Origin of the sequence: Candidatus Methanoperedens nitratireducens (genome assembly GCF_000685155.1) — an archaeon.
GTDB classification, from domain to species: domain Archaea; phylum Halobacteriota; class Methanosarcinia; order Methanosarcinales; family Methanoperedenaceae; genus Methanoperedens; species Methanoperedens nitratireducens.
In genome coordinates this window covers 472,862-492,029 of the sequence record NZ_JMIY01000002.1, presented here as the reverse complement: position 1 = coordinate 492,029, position 19,168 = coordinate 472,862, and the positions used below count along the sequence as shown (strand labels likewise).

The window sequence follows — 19,168 nt, the reverse complement described above, 5'->3', positions numbered from 1 at the left end:
TTCACTCCTTCTAATTGTAAGAAAGAATAATTAAGCTATTGGAGGTTTAGAACCAGATCTTCTTATCAGGATTGTTATCAGCAGTATCAACACTGCGTATTCAAATCCCGGTATCCTCTTTGCCCCGGTTGATGTATCATCTGACGTAGCAGTTGTTGAACCAGGTGTGGTCGGAGCAGGTATCCCTGTTTTATCGACTTTCTGGGTAGCCGCTGGTGTTGTCTGAGTTCCGGACGAATAAGCGTAAACAATTCCACTGCGGGTGGCTGCATAGAGCATATTTCCAGATATGGCAGGTGATGTTATGTAGTCCTTATCCTTTGTTCCTGTCGTGTTTCTCCAGAGAAGACGTCCTGTATTCGCATCAAGGGCATAGATGAAATTGTTTCTTGAGCCAAAATAAACAATATCATCTGAGATCGCAGGCGAAGAATCGACATATCCTGCAGTTTGAAATTTCCATTTAAGGGCTCCTGTTCTGGCATCTATAGCATGGAAATTGGAATCCTTTGAGCCAGCAAAGACAATACCATCCTTTACAGAAGGTGATGATTCGACATTAGCTCCTGTGGAATATGTCCATCTCATAGTACCTCTGGCTGCATCCAGAGCATATATATTCCCATTGTTTGAACCAATATACACGGTCCCGTTTGCAACAGAGGGGGAGGATTTAATCTCACTTATACCTGTATCATAGCGCCATTTCTCCTTGCCACTTGTGGCATCAAAGGCAATGACAGAACCCCTATCATTCCCGGCATAGACAGTTCCCTCCATAACAGCAGGTGAAGAAGCAATGTTCCTGCCTGTGAGTACAGACCATGAGGGCTCACCATTTCGGATATTCAGGGCATAGAGAGAACCGTCTTTTGATCCTGCATAGGCAAGACCATTAACTACGGCAGCAGAGGATAGATATCCATCTGTAGAATTTTTATAGGTCCATTTTATAGCACCGTCTTTTGTATCAATGGCATAGAACCGTTTATCATCTGCCCCGATATAAAGCGTCCCGTTAACAACCGATGGAACGGATTTTACAAAACCATTGGTATGGTTTCTCCATATCTCTTTTCCCGATCTTGCATCAAGCGCATGGATACCGTAATTCGAGCCTATGTATAATACCCCATCCACCACCACAGGAGATGAATCTGTATCATATCCCAGGTTTGAGGTCCACTCCAGTGTAAGTGGCGGGTTTACTGCATCTGTAGTAAAGCCCGAATGTGATGGGTCCTTTTTAAACATGCTCCAGTCTGAAGCAGAGGCTGGTGTAATGAGCATGATTGCTAACAGCACATAAACAATAGCTCTCATATATATCCTCCTGTGTACCATAATAGCATTTGGACGTAAGAAGTTAACTGTTTATAATTGCTTTAATTTATGACGTGCAAGTGTATGCGATGGATCCAGTTCAAGCACCCTGCTAAAACATGCCATGGCTTCGTTCTCCCTTCCGAGTACCTTGAGTGCCACTCCTTTATCATACCATGGTTTCGTATTCTCTGGATCGATCTCTATTGATCTATCAAACGCCCTGATAGCTTCATTCATGCGGTCAAGTTCTTTGAGAATAGCACCACTCTCATGCCATAGTTTTGGGTCATTGGGCTCAAGCTCAATAGCTCTTTCATAGATATGAAGCGCATTGCCGTATGCTTTTATAGAATCATGACGTATATCAAGAGTTGCAAGGTCTGCGCCTTTTAGCTTCCATATCGCTCCCATTCCATACAATGCGCTCATGTTCTCCGGATCTTTCTTGAGTGCTTTATCAAGCAGAGCAAAACCCTGGGCATACTGTCTTCTGAGCCCTGTAATCAATCCTTTGCGGGCAAGTGCTTCTATATTATCAGGATCAAGCTCAAGCACCCTCTCATATGCCAGAAATGCCTCTGCTTCTTTGCCCATATCTAATAGTATCGATCCCTTCTCAAACCAGATCTTTGTATTCATGGGATCAAGCTGAAGAAGCCTGTCGTATATCTCCAGTAATAGAGAATCTTTTTTAAGTTCCTTCAATATCATTGCTTTCTCAGATAGCAATTTAATATTATAAGGCTCAGATTCAAGTACTCTGTCATATGCCTCCAGTGCTTCATCCAGTCTGCCAAGGTTCACAAGTACGAAACCCCTCTCATGCCATGCTTTTGTATTCATGGGATCAAGTCTCAGAAAATTCTCATAGGCCTCAAGTGCTGCAGGATACTGCTCAAGTATAAGGTGGATAGATGCTTTACCATACCAGGCTTTAAGATTACCCTGATCGGCGTTCAGAATGTTCCCATACGCTTCAAGTGCTTTATCATATTTACCCAGGCGCTTATAATCCTCAGCCTCCTGTATAGAGTCCTTTTTTTCCGTTTTCCTTAAAAATCCGCCTAATCTCATATAACTACCTCAGTCTCAGGACTATTAATCCAGAGTATAATTCTATTTTTGTAGTATTTTTTAGAGTATATATCTTTCTAACAGTTGCATACTAAATGTAGAGTCCCAAACAATAAGAATATATAGACGTTCAAACATTACGAAAACTACATTACTATAATCGTAAATTGCTGCATATTTTGGAGGCATTTAATGCTGAAAGTAAATAATCTGGTTAAAGACTATGTGATTGATTCTGATACGATCAGAGTCCTGGATGGAGTAAGCTTTGATATAAAAGAGGGTGAAATCCTCGGTATTATAGGTAGAAGCGGAGGTGGTAAATCCACGATACTTAAGGTCTTACGTGGTATTGAGCCGCTCACTGATGGTAGTTTTGAGATTGATGGGCTTACAGTTAGACCCGGTGCTTCACACGAGGATATCAAGCAACTCCAGAAAATGACTGCCATTCATCTCCAGCGGAACTTCGGGTTATGGCCTGGCGCTACTTATGAGAATGTGCTTCGCAGGCTCTATGTCGAAAAATGCGGATTCGAGATGCTGCCTGAGAAAGATTCACCATATTATGATGAATTGTATGAAAAAAGCATGGAGTATTTGAAGATCGTAAACCTTGATAAAAAAGCAGAGCATTTCTCAGCAGTGCTCAGCGGAGGAGAGAAACAGAGATTGTTGATCGCAAGACAGCTTGCTGCAAAACCCTCTCTTCTTCTTCTGGATGAGCCTGCAACCATGACGTGTCCTGCAACAAAACAGGAGGTTCTTGATTCAATAAAGAACGTAAACGAGAAACTGAAGCTCAAGACCCTTGTAGTTTCCCATCTTCCTGAGGTTCACTCCTATCTTGCCCACCGTGTCCTGTGGCTTGAAGGCGGCAGGATAATAGAAGAGGGAGAGCCTGAGGAAGTATTAAAGAAATTCATGAAGAAAATGAAACCTGTTATTCCTATGCCAGAGCGCAGATCTGATAAAACTGTGATCAAGGTAAACAATCTCTCCAAGAGATACTGGCTTATCAGACAGGGAGAAGTGCTTGATCTTGATAGCATTAATCTCGAATTCAAACAGGGTGAGATCACTGCACTCATAGGCCCAAGCGGAGCAGGGAAAACAACGCTACTTCATGCCATGGACGGACTCGTTTATCCTGATGATGGTGAGATAGAATTCCTGGTTGACAATGAATGGATTGATATGTCAACATATTCACCAAAGAGAATGGAGGTTAGAAGGATTACCAGCATCATGTACCAGGAGTTCGCGCTCTCTCCCCACTCCACGATAAAACAGCAGCTTGCGTACAGACTGGGTGTAAAAGGGCAGCAGGTTGTAGAAGAAGCAAGGAAACGTGCTAAAGAACTTGGTATATCAGATAAGGACCTTGATGAGCTGTACAGGATGACTGATATGCCTGAGGAGAACGCAAAGGAGATATTCGCAAGAATGGGTTATACACCTGCTATACTGAGCGTACTATTCCCAAGCCATCCGCTTACAGAAGTGATGAACTACGCAAAGCCTATCTTTGAAGCTGTCGGTCTGCCACTGAGCATTCTTGATGTCAAGCCATATCAGATGAGCGGCGGTGAGAATGTGAGAGCTGCTCTTGCTTTAGCACTGTCATCAAAACCCTCAATCCTGCTGCTTGATGAGCCCTTTGGTGATCTTGACCCTATAACGCTAAGGGATGTTGCAAATTCACTGAAGAATATCAATAAAGTATTCAATACAACGATCATATTCGTAAGTCACCATGTAGATTTCATAAAAGAGGTCGCACAGAGAGCGATATTGATCGATAAAGGGAGTATTGTCTCTGATGGAGATCCAAAAGAGGTCTGCAATGAGTTCATAAGAGCAAGCAATGCGCGGTACCTTAGTTGCAGCCAATATAAATAGGGATAACTATTTGGTAATATAATTACATTTTTCATAAAAATGGCAGGACTATTCAGAAAGATATTAATCTACTTTACAGTAGTTTCTATTCTGCTGATCATAATAACCGGCAGTCTTTACATAATCCTCGGAGGCAGGGATTTTGGTATATCTAAGAACAGGGTTGAAGTGATCTATGTGCAGGGAGTGATGCTGACAGGCAGCATCCCTACAGGGTTTGGAATCGCCACATCCGAGGATATAACAAAAAGATTAAAAGATGCATCTGAGGATGAGGGAGTAAAAGCTATTGTACTGCGGATAAACAGTCCAGGGGGCTCTCCTGCAGCGGCTGAGGAGATCGTGGCTGCTATGAAAAAAATCAAAAAACCGATCGTCATCTCCATGGGTGATGTTGCGGCCAGTGCAGCATATTATATCAGTGTGCCTGCTGATAAGATAATCGCCAACCCTGATACCATTACAGGCAGCATCGGGGTGATCTGGGAATTCCAGAACAGGTCAGCCTTCTATGAGAATGACGGGACTTCATTCTATATAGCAAAATCCGGTGAGTTGAAGGATATGGGCGGAGACTGGAGGGGCTTAACAAACGATGAAAAGAAATATGCAGATCAGATAGTCTCAGAAGCTTACGGTCGCTTCGTAGAGGAAGTCGCAGAGGGCAGGAACCTCTCCCTGAGCAAAGTCAAGGATATTGCAGATGGCAGGATTTATACAGGTGCTAAAGCTAAGGAACTGGGGCTTATAGATGATCTCGGGAGCCTTGATGATGCAATCGAAGCTGCTGCCCTGCTTGGTGGGATAAAAGGTAAACCAGAGGTTACCTATGCTAATAAGCCATCGCTATCACGGCTGCTGTTCGGCGATGAAATGATCGAGCTGTCCCGATTCACAAGCTATTACGATGACAGCCCCTATGGACGGCTGCTCTCGATGCAGTGATTGATACAGTAACTCAAATATGTGATTTTTGTCTTTTATGCCGCTTTTTGATATCCGATACTTTAGCCTGTAGTTCTTTGAGAAGATCCTCTTTTAGTTCACCTGAGTAATAATCATAACGTGCGGCCAGGGATATCTTCGAGGCAACAGCCCTTGAGATCTTTCCACGAAGTCTTCTCGGGGCAGTATTTATGAGTGGATGTCTGAAGATCAGGCCATGCTTTGGAGATGTAGCCCTGCCCCTCAGGTGCTTGAAAAGCGCATTGTTTGCTCCTATCACCTGTACAGTACTTGAGGGCATAGAAGCGAGCTTCTCAAGACCTCCGGCAATACTCAAAAGACGTGCACCCAGCGTATGTCCTGCAATGCCTGTAAGATTCGGCGCTATACTGTTCATGCTCTCTTTAAGATACCCTTCGATAGAGAGGCGTGTTTCATACAGGCCGACAAGATTTGAGGCCAGGCTTTTCATGATTTTTAGATCTGGCTCATCGCTATTGAGTATAAACCTGGCAAGCTCGCTGCCCTGCATATCCGTCCCATTAAACAGCATGTACCATTCCCTCAATCTCTCAGCAAGGATATTGGCTGTCCTGTCGATATCGTCAATGGCTTCGACTGCCGCGATGATCTTCCTGTCCTGTGTCAGGGCCTGTGCTATCTTATTTTTAACAAGCCTGATATTGATATCATGAAGCAAGAGATCGTATTCTTCGTGTGATGATACAAAGCCGTATTCCACTGCCAGGTCGCGGAGATCAACACCTGCAACCTTGCCCCTTAATAACAGTGGTTCACCGGTAATGCGATCTATAATAGAATCGGGGTCTTTTTGAAACAGTTCAACCTCGTTTATTCTATCTCCAGCAACTGTGAATATCCCAAACCATGTTCTTATATGCATGCACTTATCTTTTCCTGATAGATAAAAAGATTTTTGAATCAATCTTCACACATTTCTCACACCTTTGTTTATATATATGAAACCTTAAAAATCATATGGATTTCCCCCACCCACTCCACTAAACTTATTTTTCCTGTTTCCCACAGGCAAAAGGGGGAAATCCACCACCTATCAATGATTGAAAACGCCTGTAAGCTTCATACATTCTTCATAAATGTGTAATACCATAGTTTATATATGTATTACTATCTGAATCATCTGGATTTCCCCGATTTGCTTATATATTTCTTGGTGGCTCCAGGGGAAACGGGGAAATCCAATCGCAATTAAATTAATACATTTCACATATGTTTCACAACTTTGTTTATATACATGACTGCTTTAAATAATGTCTGTGGACTCCCTTCTCTCCACCATAACCTTTTTTTCTGTCCACCGCAGAAAAAAGGGAGTCCACACCACAGTTAATATCAATTCTGTATCGTAAAATTTTGAAAAGCTTTAATACACACGTTACCATACGTGAACTGATTTAAAATGAATATTCTTTTACTCGGTCCCCCGGGAGCAGGAAAAGGTACGCAGGCTAAAAAAATTTCTGAGCATTACTCACTGCCGCATATCTCAACTGGTGATATACTGCGTGAGAATATACATAACAATACAAACCTTGGAATAAAAGCCAAATCCTATATGTCAAAAGGAGAACTTGTTCCTGATGAGCTTTTAATAACGATTATAAGAGGCAGGCTATCAAAACCTGACTGCTCAAGAGGGTTCCTGTTGGATGGATATCCAAGAACAGTACCTCAGGCGGATGCTCTCCAGATGATCTTGACAGAATTAAACCGAAATCTTGATGTCGTACTGAATATCGATGTCGATGATGAAGAATTGATAAAACGTCTATCAGGGCGCAGGGTGTGTGCATCGTGTGGTACAAGTTATCATGTGATATTCAATCCACCTGAAGATAATGGGATATGCGATATATGCAAGGGAGTACTGTACCAGCGTGAGGATGATATGCCTGATGCGATAAGGAACAGGTTAATTATATATAAAAAACAAACAGAGCCATTGATAGAATACTACGATAAAAAAAGTCTTCTCCAGGTAATAGACGGAGGAAAGGACATTCAACAGATATTTGAAGATATTAAAAAAGTACTGAATAGATATGATTAAGAATATATTAAATAGAATTGTATTATATATCGGGATATTCCTTTTGCTGGGCATAATGCTATTCCCGGATTTAAGGAATGTGATAGGCACAGCAGTGGGAGCGTTTTTGAATCCATTGCTTTCACTTCTTCCGCTCCATATAGTTATATTCATTCTTGCTGCAATAACAGGGCTTTATGCTTCACTCATCCAGAAGTACACGATGGACTGGAGTTTGATGAGGCGTGTTCAGGAGCGGATGAAAAACATGCAAAAAGAATTCAAACAGGCACAATTAGCAAATAATGCCCAGAAGATCAAAAAACTGGAAGCACAGCGCGCTGAAATGATGAGTGACCAGATGGAGATGATGAAACAGCAGTTCAAACCAATGCTCTATATAAGCATCATTTCAATTCCGCTGTTCTTCTGGGTTTTCACTGTCATCAGCCAGGATACAAACGCTTCGATGGTATTTCCCTTCTGGGGAGAACAAAAATTAAACGATACACTTCTGGGACCGTTCCAGTACTGGCTGTTCTGGTATTTCATATCCTCAATCCCCATAAGCCAGGTGACCAGAAAGGCATTGAATATAGGTGGTATGTAATTGATCATTACAATCAGTGGTCCTCCAGGCAGCGGCAAGAGCACGTTATCCCGTATATTGTCTGTGCGGCTTGGCATGGAACATATCTCTATGGGGGATGTGTTCAGGAAATGCGCGGAAGATCGCTGCATGTGCCTTGCTGAATTCGGCATACTTGCAAAGAGCAATGGAGATATAGACAGGGAAATCGATGAGATGCAGAGAAGGATTGCAAAGGAGAAGGATAATATCATAATCGAGGGAAGGCTTTCAGGTTTTCTTGTGGATGCCGACATGAAGGTCTGGCTCAAAGCCCCGATTGAGATAAGGGCAGAGCGTATCGCAAAGAGAGAGGGCAAACATGTTCTGACTGCAATGGCAGAGACTTCAGAAAGGGAACAGTGTGAAAGGGAGCGCTATCTTAACTATTATAATATTGATATAAAGGATATGTCAGTGTATGATCTTGTGATAGATTCCAGTAAGTGGGGACCTGAAGGTATAAGTGATATAGTGGTTAAAGCGATTGAATATCTAGTATGAACCTGCTGCCTTCTGAGAGAAAAAGAGAGACCCTGGTAAAATCAGAGGATACTACTGATGAGAGATCTGGTAAAAGACCGATAGATCGGCCGATACAGGAATATATCCAGAAAGGAGTGATAAATCTTGATAAACCTGCGGGGCCGACAAGCCACGAGGTCACATCATGGGTGAAAAAGATCCTTGAGATTGATAAAGCAGGGCACAGCGGTACGCTTGATCCGGGAGTGACAGGGCTTCTTCCGATTATGCTGGGCGATGCGACAAAAGCTGTGGATGCGCTCCTTACGGCAGGCAAGGAATACGTCTGCCTTATGAAACTCCATACCGAAGTGCCTGAGAGGGAGATAAAACGAATTTTTAGTGAGTTCACAGGCGAGATATACCAGATGCCCTCTATTAAATCAGCAGTGAAACGGGAAACAAGGATAAGGAACATATATTATCTTGAGCTGCTTGAGATCGAGGATAAGAATGTCCTTTTTAAGGTCGGGTGTGAGGCCGGGACGTATATCAGGAAATTATGCCATGATATGGGGTTAGCACTCGGCACAGGCGCACATATGCAGGAGCTGCGCCGCACGAAGAGCGGTCCTTTTCGTGAGGATAAAACGATGGTCACACTTCACGATCTTAAAGATGCGTATGTTGAGTGGAAGGAGAACAGCAATGAAGAGTTGTTGAGAGAAGTTATACTTCCAATGGAGGTCGGGCTGTCTCACCTTCCTAAGATAGTGATACGCGATAGCGCGGTTGATGCGGTCTGCCATGGCGCAGGTCTGGCTGCTGCCGGTGTGCTCACACTTGAGAGCGGGATCGAGAGAGGAGATCCTGTGGCTGTCTTTACACAGAAAGGGGAGGCGGTATCTTTCGGCAGGGCGCAGATGAGATCCATTGAGATCTTAAAAGCGGCTACAGGGATCGTAGTAAGTACTGACAGGGTGCTTCTGGAGCCGGGGACGTATCCGAAAGGGTGGAAGGCAAAAGAATAAAAGCCATCGGGTACATTATAAGGGCGTATGCCGATTATGCCGAGGTAGTCTAGCGGCTAAGGCGCAAGCCTGGAAAGCTTGTGGGGCTTTGCCCCGCGGGAGTTCGAATCTCCCCCTCGGCGTTATGATTTATTAAGTCTTCTCAACATCTTCACGAGAAGGCAGCTTTCTCAGAATTACCTCTTTGCGGGCAGGGTCTACCACTACAAGCACGTCTTCGCCCTCCTCGAAGGGAAATCCGCTGTCCTTTGCCACGTTGGTTGGTATATAGCAAAAAAATTTGTCATACGTTTCCTTGCGCGTCCTGGTTGGACGGTTTACAATTTTTCCTTTGCCCTCTAACACATCACACATTGTTATCACATCCCATATTTATCTTATCGAGCCACATATAATAAGCCTATTGTGTGCGCACAAAATATAAATACATTAAGTGTGTTAGCACACGCACGGCTAACACAACATCAGCGGTGAGAAACATGGCAGAATACCAGGTAATCAATGCACCCAATATACAAAAAGATGCAATAATAGCAGAAAAGGAGGTCTTGGAGAGACTGGTTGCGCACTACGACATACCTATGTTCGTACAAAAAGAAGGAGAAGGGCTTGAAGGCAAGACAATGTATTTCATTTTTTTGCCACACTGCAGAACCATAATAGCATATGAAGAAAAAACCAAGCAGGATAAGAATAAGAAACCGCAGATAGACGCAGATGAACGCAGATTTGCTGCATCGTATCTGCGTTCATCCGTGTTCATCTAGGGTTTATAATTTACTGAAAGCATCATGGGAAAGAGCTACTGAGACATTGAATTATTGAAAGATGGGTTTTAAGAGATTTTTCCCCAGCCTTGAAAGCTTGTGGGGCTTTGCCCCTCGGGAGTTCGAATCTCCCCCTCAGCGTTGTGATTTTTTGGATTTTTAAAAAATACCACCTTATTTTTTTATGAAAAAGGCTTAGGCTCCGTCCCAATATAGCCTCCTCCTCTAAGGCAAAAGGTTGTATAGTGTATATACACTACACACATAAATGAACGTATACTTTATCTGGAAAATCAGCAAGGTGACAAAATAGATATATCGAAGTATAACATGACTTTCAGACAAATATTTTTTCGATATATTAAATTAAACAATCTTAACTGATAACAAAATCAACCGGAGTTCGTAACAGTTCGTATTAGTTCGTTGTTTTTTTATTATTTTAAATTAAATTTGGTATCCGTTCAATGTCCACTGTATTTCTTTCTCTGCTAAAGTTAATTAAAACTCCAAGTTTAATCCCTGTTGCTTTCAGATAATTCAAAACTTGTGCTTTGTGTATGCTTGTTATTTCGTACACAGCCTTTATCTCAATGATTATTTTATCTACAATATATAAATCTGCATAGTAGTCGCCGACGACATTTTTTTTATAAGTAACTTGAATCGGGAATTGTTGCTTGACTATGAAACCTCTATCTTCAAGTTCAATTTTTAGAGCGTTTTCGTATACCTTTTCTAAGAATCCAAGACCAAGTTCAATTTTTATGGCTATACAGGCTGATTTAATGTCATAAAACTCTTGTTTATATATTAATTCCATCATATCCCTCTGTGCAAGATAAACAACGAACTAAAACGAACTGAACGAACTCTTTTATCAGAGATTTCCAGTTCAGGCCAGTATTATTTCATTTTCAATTGAAAACGAATGCTACAGACGTGTATCTGATACAATATTAACTCTAAATCTTATTTAGTAATGCCAAGCAGAGTGAAAGTGTTTGATATTTTAACAAATATCATAAAAATTTTGTAGAAGACTAGTCCATCCCGCGAATTGATACCTGCTCTTCAATCCATTTTGGGGGTAGAAACAAGTGTGGAAATCATTTATTGATGATTATTTATAAAATCCAAGCTAATCTTGACGCTATAGATCAAATACAATAAAACGACAGAAATTTATATTAGTAAGAGAAAGGATTTAAGCTGGATTCAGAACCTGCTGGATTTAATCTAAAAAGGAGAACGGATAAATGGTAAACGTTAAGGAGCATGCTAATTTTATCTGGGAAATTGCTGACCTTCTACGAGGCGATTATAAGCAATCAGATTATGGCAAAGTAATACTACCGCTTACAGTTTTAAGACGATTGGATTGTGTGTTAGAACCTACAAAACAAAAAGTTCTGGATTATCTACCCAAAATCGCCAGTATGAATATTCAGAACATAGACCCTGTTCTTAATAATATTGCAGGTTTCAACTTCCACAATAAAAGCAAATTTGATTTTGAGAAATTAAAAGCAGACCCGGATAATATTGCTGCCAATCTGAACAATTATATCAATGGTTTCTCTGCAAGTGCAAGAGAGATCATTGATTATTTTAGCTTCACTGAACAGATTGCGAAACTGGATGAAGCAGATCTACTTTACATGATTGTTAAGCGATCTGGTGAAGTTGACCTGCACCCTGATAAAGTAAGCAATCTGGAGATGGGATACATTTTTGAAGAACTTATAAGGAGATTTTCTGAGTTATCCAATGAGACAGCAGGAGAGCACTTCACGCCAAGAGAAGTAATCCGACTGATGGTTAATCTGCTTTTCGTGAATGATACAGAGATCCTGACTAAACAGGGTATTGTAAGAACACTATATGACCCTGCCTGCGGAACAGGCGGTATGCTATCTATAGCAGAAGAATACCTGCGTGAGCTTAATCCCGATGCCAGACTTGAAGTGTTCGGGCAGGAAGTTAATCCTGAGTCTTATGCAATCTGTAAATCAGATATGCTCATCAAAGGACAAAACGCTTCTAACATAAAATTCGGAAATTCGTTTACAAATGATGGTTTAGAGAACGAAAAATTTGATTATATGCTATCTAATCCGCCATTTGGCGTTGAGTGGAAGAAAGTTGAGAAGCAGGTCAAAGATGAACATGAAAAAAGAGGTTTTGGAGGGCGTTTTGGCGCTGGACTGCCAAGGATAAGCGATGGTTCATTTTTGTTTTTGCAGCACATGATCTCCAAAATGAAACCCGCAAACGGTGGCTCAAGAATAGGAATTGTTTTCAACGGGTCGCCTCTGTTTACAGGCAGTGCTGGAAGCGGGGAAAGTGAGATCCGAAAATGGATCATTGAAAATGATATGCTTGAAGCCATTGTTGCGATGCCAGAGCAATTATTCTATAACACAGGCATTTTCACCTACATATGGATAGTGACTAACCGAAAAACCAGAGAAAGAAAAGGGAAAATCCAGTTGATTAATGCCATTAGCCTTTACAATAAAATGGCAAGAAGCCTGGGTAATAAGCGTAATGAGATCGGAGAAGGTCATATTGAAACAATCACTAAAATCTATGGTGATTTTAAGGAAAATGAGTTCTCAAAGATTTTTGCCAATGAAGATTTTGGCTACTGGCAAATTACAGTTGATCGACCTTTGAGAGATGAAAGCGGTAATATTGTAAAAGACAGCAAGGGTAAGCTCAAATCAGACGCTAATTTAAGAGATAGTGAAAGAGTGCCACTCAAGGAGGAGATACAGACCTATTTTGAGAGGGAGGTATTGCCACATGTGCCTGATGCCTGGATAGACAACAGTAAAACAAAAAAGGGATATGAAATTAACTTTACGAAGTATTTTTATAAATATAAGCCATTGAGAAGTCTTGCAGAAATAAGGGCGGATATTATGGCACTGGAAAAAGAGACTGATGGATTGTTGAGAGAGGTAATCGCATAATGAGAGCGTATCATAAATATAAACCGTCTAATATAGAATGGATTGGGGAGATACCAGAGCATTGGGATTTATATCGCCTGAAACACTTGGCTGGTAATGATATTAACGTTGTTCAAACTGGACCTTTCGGCGCTCAGCTTCACGCCAGTGATTACGTCAATGAGGGCATACCGTTGATTTTAATTCGTAACGTTAATAATTTAATGATTGATGATTCTGATATACCCAAGATTTCAAAAGAGAAAGCCGAAAGCTTATCAATGTATCGCCTTCAAGTTGGAGATATTGTTTTTAGTCGTGTTGGAAGTATTGGACGTATTGCCTCAGTTACTGAGCGGGAAAAAGGATGGTTGATTTCAGGGCAAATGCTGAGAATACGCATTAAAAATCCAAGTTTATATAATCATTTCGCTGTATACATTTTTAGTTCCAATTTAATCTCTGAATTTGTACAGTTTAAATCTGTAGGCTCAACTAGGGATTCTATTAATACAGAAATTTTACGAAATATCCCCATAACAATACCACCTTTTTCGGAGCAACATACTATTGCCCGCTACCTTGATGACCGCACCCAAAAAATAGATACTTTAATTGAGAAAGAACAAAAGCTTATTGAGCTGCTCAAAGAAGAACGCACAGCCATTATCAATCAGGCAGTAACAAAGGGTCTGAACCCTGATATGCCAATGAAAGATTCGGGCATTGAGTGGTTGGAGAAAGTACCGAAACATTTGGAAGTAAAGAGATTGAAGTATTTAATAACCTTGGTTAATGAAAAAAGTAATTCTGAATCGCCTGAGATAAAAATTGCTTTAGAAAACATCGAGAGTTATACTGGTAAATTAATCAATTTAGATTCACAAACCACATTTGAAGGAGAAGCAAAAATATTCATAAAAGGGGATGTTTTATTCAATAAATTAAGACCTTACTTGGCAAAAGTTTACAATGCCAATACAAATGGAGTGTGTGTTAGTGAATTATTGGTATTAAGACCTTCAAAATCAATGATATCAGATTTTGTGTATTATAGAGTTTTATCAGAGGATTTTATAAATGAAGTTAATAGTTCAACTTACGGTGCAAAAATGCCGAGAGCAAGTTGGGACTTTATTGGAAACTTACTTATTCCTTTTCCCTCAATTGAAGAACAACAAGAAATCGTCAAGTTTATTGAATCTGAATCCGTCAAAACAGACTATACAATTTCCAGAATAGAAAAAGAAATTGCCCTACTTCAAGAATACCGAACTGCCTTAATCTCAGAAGTAGTAACAGGTAAAATTGATGTCCGAGAGGCGATATAAAAATGGCGCTCACTCAAATACATACCGAAAAAGCCTTTGAAGAAGCCATTGAAAGCCACCTGCTTGAAAAATGTGGATATATTAAAGGAAATCCTGCTGACTTCAACCGTGAATTGGCTCTTGATACAAAAACAATTTTTGCCTTTCTTCAAGAAAGCCAGCATGAAGCCTGGAAAAAATCAGTTTCCATACATGGTTCAAATACCGAATCTAAACTTTTACAGCGCTTAACCAGAGAATTAGATAACAGGGGCACTCTCGATGTTTTGAGAAATGGCTTTATTGATTATGGTGTTCGCTATAAGATGGCATACTTTAAACCTGCAAGTGGCTTAAATCCAGAAGCAGAGAGGTTATACAGGCTTAACAGGTTAACCATAACAAGGCAGTTAAAATACAGCCAGAAGAGTGAAAGATCTGTTGATATGCTTCTTGGTCTTAACGGTCTGCCTGTCGCAACAGTTGAGTTAAAAAATCGATTTACAGGACAGGATGTGAGTGATGCTAAAGAGCAATTTATTGAGGATAGAGACCCGAAAGAATTGCTTTTTCAGTTCAAAAAAAGAGCCCTGGTTCACTTTGCGGTTGACCCTGATGAAGTGTATATGACTACGAAGCTTGAAGGGTCAAGAACAAAGTACCTTCCTTTTAATCTTGGCTATAACAGGGGTGCAGGAAATCCGCCTAATCCAGATGGTTATAAAACATCCTACCTGTGGGAATATATCTGGGAAAAAGATAGCTGGATGGACATATTAGGCCGTTTTCTGCATCTGCAGGTGGAAGAATACAAATTTGACGGAAAAACCTTCAAACAGGAAAGCCTGCTTTTCCCGCGCTACCATCAGTTAGATGTTGTCCGAAAGCTGGAGGATGATGCAAGAAAAAACGGAGCAGGAAAAAATTACCTGATTGAGCATTCAGCAGGCAGTGGTAAGAGTAATTCTATTGCCTGGCTCGCCTATCGTTTATCAAGCCTGCATGATAAAGACGATAAAAGAGTATTTGATTCTGTGATTGTAGTCACTGACAGGCTGGTGTTAGACCAGCAGTTACAGAATACCATCTATCAATTTGAACATAAACAGGGCGTGGTTCAGAGAATTGATAAGGATTCCAATCAACTGGCAGCAGCACTGAGCTCAGGAACTAATATTATCATAACTACCCTGCAGAAGTTTCCTTTTGTTTTAGAGAAAATCGGACAGCTCCCTGCCAGAAATTATGCGGTAATCGTAGATGAGGCACATAGCTCTCAAAGTGGAGAGGCATCAAGAAAATTGAAAGAGGTTCTCACCATAGGCAATCTGGAAGATGCAGCAAGAAAAGATAGAGAGAGAATTTACACTGAATCTGATGCGGAAGATGAAATCAGAAAATCAATGTTGTCAAGAGGACAGCACAAGAATTTGAGTTTCTTTGCATTTACAGCTACACCAAAGCCCAAAACGTTAGAAGTCTTTGGCGTAAAAGATGCTATTACAGATAAACCGATTCCATTCCATCTTTACTCAATGCGTCAGGCAATAGAAGAAGGTTTTATTATGGACGTATTAAAAAATTATACAACCTATAAAACCTTTTTCAAACTATCCAAGCAAATAGAAGACGATCCTAAAATCAATAAGAAAAAAGCGAGTAGAGCCATTGCAAGGTTTATATCGCTTCATCCGCATAACCTGGCTCAAAAAACTGAAATTATCATTGAGCATTTCCGACAGGTCACTATAAAGAAAATTGGTGGAAAAGCCAAAGCTATGGTAGTTACAGCTTCACGCCCTCATGTTGTTCGTTATAAGCAGGAATTTGATAGATACCTAAAAGAAAAAGGATATACAGAGATAAAAACGCTTGTTGCTTTTTCAGCTTTTAAAGATGAATCTGGAATCATTCATACTGAATCTGAAATAAATGGTTTTGGTGAAAAGGAACTTCCGGATAAATTTAATACAACCGAATATCAACTGCTATTGGTTGCGGATAAATACCAGACAGGATTTGACCAGCCTTTGCTTCACACAATGTATGTTGATAAAAAGCTATCAGGAGTAAAAGCGGTTCAAACACTCTCACGTTTGAATAGAATCTATCCAGGAAAGGAAGATACCTTTATTCTTGATTTCGTTAATGATACGCAGGAAATTTTAGATTCTTTTCAACCTTATTATGAGCAAACAACTCTTATTGAAACCACCGACCCAAACCAGCTTTATGATTTAAAATCAAAATTAGAAGCAACGCAAATATTCTGGCAATCGGAAATCGATGCTTTTTGTAATATATTTTTCAAAAAAAGTGGTTCTCAAACCAGCAAGGACCCTGCTCAATTAAATGCTTATATTGATCCAGCAGTTGACCGCTACAAAGCCATTGGAAAAGAGGAAGTTCAGGAAGATTTTAAACATACTTTAACTGTTTTTCTGCGTCTCTATTCTTTCCTATCACAAATCATGCCTTTTCAAGATGCTGAACTGGAGAAATTCTATTCATATGGACGTTTACTGCTCAACAAACTTCCTAAGAAAGTAATGTCAGAGAAATTAAAATTGAATGATGAAGTTGCTCTGGAATATTACAGGCTTCAGAAAATTAGTGAAGGAAGTATTATTCTTGAAAAAGGCGGAGAGAGTGGACTAAAACCAACAACTGAAGCTGGTACAAAAAAGGACAAAGAAGAGTTTGCCATACTTTCTGAGATTATAAAGGTATTTAATGAGAGATTTGGAAAACCACTTACTGATGCGGATAAACTTTTCTTTGACCAGATAGAAGAAGAGCTTGTGGCAGATGAAACATTATCAAAGCAAGCTAAAATCAATACTATTGATAATTTTAAATATGGATTTCAGGATGTTTTTATAAATAAATTGATAGACAGAATGGAACAAAATAAAGAGATTTTCATAAAGATAATGGATGATAACGTAGTTGCAGAGGTGGTTAAAGATTACATGCTGAAAAAAGTTTATAAAAGATTAAACCCTGCTTTCAGCACCTACTAAAGCGTATATACATTGTCTGATACAAGGTTATAAACAAGGATTTTACTTTAACGCATCAACTGATAATATTACTTGATCTAGCCCGGCTTCAATATATACAACACCAAACAGGGCTTCTACTATGGTTCCTTTTGCATGATTAATTTTTTCTCCACTATTCTCAGATTGATTTGAATCAAAATGAATTCTAAAGTCATACAAACCCCATTTATCACATATCTTTGCCAGATTTTTATTTTTTGCATATTCTGCTCGCTGTATTGTTAACCATCCAGCATTTGGAATATCAGGCTGCCAGGGAGTTTTCATTAATAATGCCAGACTAATTGCAGCATCACCAAATAATGCTAATACTTTAGCCGCGTCGCCCATACTCAGATAAGGTTCAAAATCAATGTTTAAGTTGAGTTTAGAAGAATCCGTATATAATTCTCTAAATATGTTTATAATGCTTGGCTGAATAAAAGATAAGACGACTAAATCAGGTTCAGTAAAATTATAATTAATATTCCTTTCCAGTTCAACAATTTTAGATTTTTTAATATTATGAATATTATCGTTCATTTTTTTAATATGGTTCATCCAGTTTGTAATTTTCCTCTTTTCTCGAAGATGATCAGGAAGTTGATTTAGCCGATTTTCCAATGTCTTTTCAATTACCGGGATATTGTCAAAAAAAAGAAGTATGTTTGACGGGTGCGGTGGTCTATTTGGGGAGTGGGGGTTAGTGTTTTAAAAAAGGTTTTGACCACCGCCACTGGTTCGTTAAAACGTTCATGTATATAAAAGTTGTGAAACAATTTGGTGCAGCTATCTTTATACTGTATTATCATTCTTCTGCCAATCAATTTCTAAAAATATGAAATTATTTAGCATAATATAGAGATTTTCAATCTCATTTCCAGTAAAACCAGATTTCAATAGCTTTTTTCTTTGATCAGAGGTTTTTAAACACATTTTTTATCTTCACTCGTTTGTTCCATAGTTCTGTATCAATGTCTATATATAACTTTGTTACACAATCCAGTATAACTAATCAGTGATCGGAAAAGGTGATTATGCATGGACATTGTTACACAGGTCAGTGATACCACAGTGATTGAAGGAAAAAGTAAGCTGATGAACAGACCAAGCAGGAGCAAGGGCAAATTATATGATAAGTATTTTGTTTATGTTCCCAGTGAAGTCGCAAGAGATAGCAATTTTCCTTTTAAATCAGGTGATGAAGTAATTGTCAGGATTGACCCTGAAAATAAATGTCTCGTTATTAAAAAATATACTGAAGAGCCATAATCCTGCAATAAGAAATCCACACATAACTGGTTAGGATAGATACGATTGGACGGGGATTGCGCGGATTTCGTATCTATGTAAATCAGTCAAAATCAACCACAGAGTCGACTATGAACGCTGTTCATAAATGAACATGAAAAAGACGATTAACAACGAACTCAAAATGAACTTATAGAGCCCGAGTTCGTTTAAGTTCGTACCAGTTCGTTGTTATATATTAGCTGAACCACATCGGAATCTAAGATGCAATATAGTTGAACTTTTTCATACCAGGACACCGAGAGCACAGAGAGTTGTGGTTTTTGCTCTGTGTCCTAGTGTCACGTCAATAGTTTAAAGTCGTAAGATATATATTATATGTTCTTCATGATATATC

General features: G+C 39.8%; 17 protein-coding genes and 1 tRNA gene. 12 read left to right on the top strand and 6 right to left on the bottom strand.

The genetic code is table 11. The features are described 5' to 3' along the window. Positions 1–30: 30 nt before the first annotated feature. Together ANME2D_RS16775 and ANME2D_RS06340 are read right to left on the bottom strand one after the other, a co-directional pair. On the bottom strand, positions 31–1,323 hold the full coding sequence (locus ANME2D_RS16775; RefSeq protein WP_052368599.1) for an outer membrane protein assembly factor BamB family protein: 1,293 nt from the start codon (positions 1,321–1,323) through the stop codon (positions 31–33). Positions 1,324–1,374: 51 nt separating this feature from the next. Continuing rightward, entirely contained in the window at positions 1,375–2,400 is a 1,026-nt protein-coding gene (locus ANME2D_RS06340; RefSeq protein WP_048089891.1) for a tetratricopeptide repeat protein, read from the bottom strand. Between the two features lie 192 nt (positions 2,401–2,592). On the opposite strand from ANME2D_RS06340, the gene ANME2D_RS06335 reads away from it, so the two are divergent. Both ANME2D_RS06335 and sppA read left to right on the top strand, forming a co-directional pair. After that, positions 2,593–4,302 carry an ATP-binding cassette domain-containing protein gene (locus ANME2D_RS06335; protein ID WP_048089890.1) on the top strand — a complete coding sequence of 570 codons (1,710 nt, stop codon included), beginning with the start codon at positions 2,593–2,595 and terminating at the stop codon, positions 4,300–4,302. A gap of 39 nt (positions 4,303–4,341) precedes the next feature. Then, complete coding sequence (gene sppA, locus ANME2D_RS06330) at positions 4,342–5,247, top strand: signal peptide peptidase SppA (RefSeq protein ID WP_048089889.1); 906 nt, start codon at positions 4,342–4,344, stop codon at positions 5,245–5,247. A 13-nt stretch (positions 5,248–5,260) separates the two neighbouring features. On the opposite strand, the gene ANME2D_RS06325 is transcribed toward sppA, so the two are convergent. Further along, on the bottom strand, positions 5,261–6,151 hold the full coding sequence (locus tag ANME2D_RS06325) for an NOP5/NOP56 family protein (protein ID WP_048089888.1): 891 nt from the start codon (positions 6,149–6,151) through the stop codon (positions 5,261–5,263). Positions 6,152–6,688: 537 nt separating this feature from the next. Between ANME2D_RS06325 and ANME2D_RS06320 the strand changes: the two genes are divergently transcribed. The 5 genes from ANME2D_RS06320 to ANME2D_RS06300 all read left to right on the top strand — a co-directional run bounded on the left by ANME2D_RS06320 (position 6,689) and on the right by ANME2D_RS06300 (position 9,564). After that, positions 6,689–7,339, top strand: a complete 651-nt coding sequence (locus tag ANME2D_RS06320) for an adenylate kinase (RefSeq protein WP_048089887.1) — start codon at positions 6,689–6,691, stop codon at positions 7,337–7,339. Further along, positions 7,332–7,928 carry a DUF106 domain-containing protein gene (locus ANME2D_RS06315; RefSeq protein WP_048089886.1) on the top strand — a complete coding sequence of 199 codons (597 nt, stop codon included), beginning with the start codon at positions 7,332–7,334 and terminating at the stop codon, positions 7,926–7,928. Before ANME2D_RS06320 ends, ANME2D_RS06315 begins: the two co-directional genes overlap by 8 nt. Continuing rightward, positions 7,929–8,450 (top strand): (d)CMP kinase, encoded by a 522-nt coding sequence (gene cmk / locus ANME2D_RS06310; RefSeq protein WP_048089885.1) that lies wholly within the window; start codon positions 7,929–7,931, stop codon positions 8,448–8,450. After that, positions 8,438–9,442, top strand: coding sequence for an RNA-guided pseudouridylation complex pseudouridine synthase subunit Cbf5 (locus ANME2D_RS06305; RefSeq protein WP_241763321.1), 1,005 nt, complete (start codon positions 8,438–8,440; stop codon positions 9,440–9,442). Before cmk ends, ANME2D_RS06305 begins: the two co-directional genes overlap by 13 nt. 38 nt (positions 9,443–9,480) lie before the next feature. Then, positions 9,481–9,564: transfer RNA gene (locus tag ANME2D_RS06300), tRNA-Ser, on the top strand. Between the two features lie 10 nt (positions 9,565–9,574). Here ANME2D_RS06300 and ANME2D_RS06295 read toward each other — a convergent pair. Next, positions 9,575–9,796 carry a hypothetical protein gene (locus tag ANME2D_RS06295; RefSeq protein WP_048089883.1) on the bottom strand — a complete coding sequence of 74 codons (222 nt, stop codon included), beginning with the start codon at positions 9,794–9,796 and terminating at the stop codon, positions 9,575–9,577. A gap of 125 nt (positions 9,797–9,921) precedes the next feature. On the opposite strand from ANME2D_RS06295, the gene ANME2D_RS06290 reads away from it, so the two are divergent. Further along, entirely contained in the window at positions 9,922–10,209 is a 288-nt protein-coding gene (locus ANME2D_RS06290; RefSeq protein WP_048089882.1) for a hypothetical protein, read from the top strand. 442 nt (positions 10,210–10,651) lie between these two features. Here ANME2D_RS06290 and ANME2D_RS06285 read toward each other — a convergent pair whose 3' ends face one another. Then, positions 10,652–11,035 carry a GxxExxY protein gene (locus tag ANME2D_RS06285; protein ID WP_048089881.1) on the bottom strand — a complete coding sequence of 128 codons (384 nt, stop codon included), beginning with the start codon at positions 11,033–11,035 and terminating at the stop codon, positions 10,652–10,654. A 433-nt stretch (positions 11,036–11,468) separates the two neighbouring features. Here ANME2D_RS06285 and ANME2D_RS06280 point away from each other — a divergent pair, with 433 nt between their 5' ends. From ANME2D_RS06280 to ANME2D_RS06270, 3 genes are read left to right on the top strand one after another with little or no spacing between them, the layout of a single operon-like run. Beyond that, on the top strand, positions 11,469–13,187 hold the full coding sequence (locus ANME2D_RS06280; RefSeq protein WP_048089880.1) for a type I restriction-modification system subunit M: 1,719 nt from the start codon (positions 11,469–11,471) through the stop codon (positions 13,185–13,187). Continuing rightward, positions 13,187–14,497, top strand: coding sequence for a restriction endonuclease subunit S (locus ANME2D_RS06275; protein ID WP_048089879.1), 1,311 nt, complete (start codon positions 13,187–13,189; stop codon positions 14,495–14,497). The genes ANME2D_RS06280 and ANME2D_RS06275 overlap by 1 nt, the downstream gene beginning before the upstream one ends. A gap of 2 nt (positions 14,498–14,499) precedes the next feature. Then, positions 14,500–17,499, top strand: a complete 3,000-nt coding sequence (locus ANME2D_RS06270) for a type I restriction endonuclease subunit R (protein WP_048089878.1) — start codon at positions 14,500–14,502, stop codon at positions 17,497–17,499. A gap of 42 nt (positions 17,500–17,541) precedes the next feature. Here ANME2D_RS06270 and ANME2D_RS06265 read toward each other — a convergent pair whose 3' ends face one another. Then, the gene (locus ANME2D_RS06265; protein ID WP_157833989.1) at positions 17,542–18,063 is read right to left on the bottom strand and encodes a ribonuclease III domain-containing protein; all 522 of its coding nucleotides are present in this window, start codon (positions 18,061–18,063) and stop codon (positions 17,542–17,544) included. A 498-nt stretch (positions 18,064–18,561) separates the two neighbouring features. Between ANME2D_RS06265 and ANME2D_RS06260 the strand changes: the two genes are divergently transcribed. Continuing rightward, positions 18,562–18,792 (top strand): hypothetical protein, encoded by a 231-nt coding sequence (locus tag ANME2D_RS06260; RefSeq protein WP_048089876.1) that lies wholly within the window; start codon positions 18,562–18,564, stop codon positions 18,790–18,792. The last annotated feature ends 376 nt before the right edge of the window (positions 18,793–19,168 follow it).

Excerpts from the sequence above, each read along its gene's own strand:
- ANME2D_RS06260 (WP_048089876.1), top strand. The coding sequence starts at position 18,562 with ATGGACATTGTTACACAGGTCAGTGATACCACAGTGATTGAAGGAAAA.
- sppA (WP_048089889.1), top strand. The coding sequence starts at position 4,342 with ATGGCAGGACTATTCAGAAAGATATTAATCTACTTTACAGTAGTTTCT.
- ANME2D_RS06290 (WP_048089882.1), top strand. The coding sequence starts at position 9,922 with ATGGCAGAATACCAGGTAATCAATGCACCCAATATACAAAAAGATGCA.
- ANME2D_RS16775 (WP_052368599.1), bottom strand. The coding sequence starts at position 1,323 with ATGAGAGCTATTGTTTATGTGCTGTTAGCAATCATGCTCATTACACCA.
- ANME2D_RS06275 (WP_048089879.1), top strand. The coding sequence starts at position 13,187 with ATGAGAGCGTATCATAAATATAAACCGTCTAATATAGAATGGATTGGG.
- ANME2D_RS06295 (WP_048089883.1), bottom strand. The coding sequence starts at position 9,796 with ATGTGTGATGTGTTAGAGGGCAAAGGAAAAATTGTAAACCGTCCAACC.
- ANME2D_RS06265 (WP_157833989.1), bottom strand. The coding sequence starts at position 18,063 with ATGAACGATAATATTCATAATATTAAAAAATCTAAAATTGTTGAACTG.
- ANME2D_RS06285 (WP_048089881.1), bottom strand. The coding sequence starts at position 11,035 with ATGATGGAATTAATATATAAACAAGAGTTTTATGACATTAAATCAGCC.
- ANME2D_RS06320 (WP_048089887.1), top strand. The coding sequence starts at position 6,689 with ATGAATATTCTTTTACTCGGTCCCCCGGGAGCAGGAAAAGGTACGCAG.
- ANME2D_RS06335 (WP_048089890.1), top strand. The coding sequence starts at position 2,593 with ATGCTGAAAGTAAATAATCTGGTTAAAGACTATGTGATTGATTCTGAT.
- ANME2D_RS06280 (WP_048089880.1), top strand. The coding sequence starts at position 11,469 with ATGGTAAACGTTAAGGAGCATGCTAATTTTATCTGGGAAATTGCTGAC.
- ANME2D_RS06340 (WP_048089891.1), bottom strand. The coding sequence starts at position 2,400 with ATGAGATTAGGCGGATTTTTAAGGAAAACGGAAAAAAAGGACTCTATA.
- ANME2D_RS06270 (WP_048089878.1), top strand. The coding sequence starts at position 14,500 with ATGGCGCTCACTCAAATACATACCGAAAAAGCCTTTGAAGAAGCCATT.
- ANME2D_RS06325 (WP_048089888.1), bottom strand. The coding sequence starts at position 6,151 with ATGCATATAAGAACATGGTTTGGGATATTCACAGTTGCTGGAGATAGA.
- ANME2D_RS06315 (WP_048089886.1), top strand. The coding sequence starts at position 7,332 with ATGATTAAGAATATATTAAATAGAATTGTATTATATATCGGGATATTC.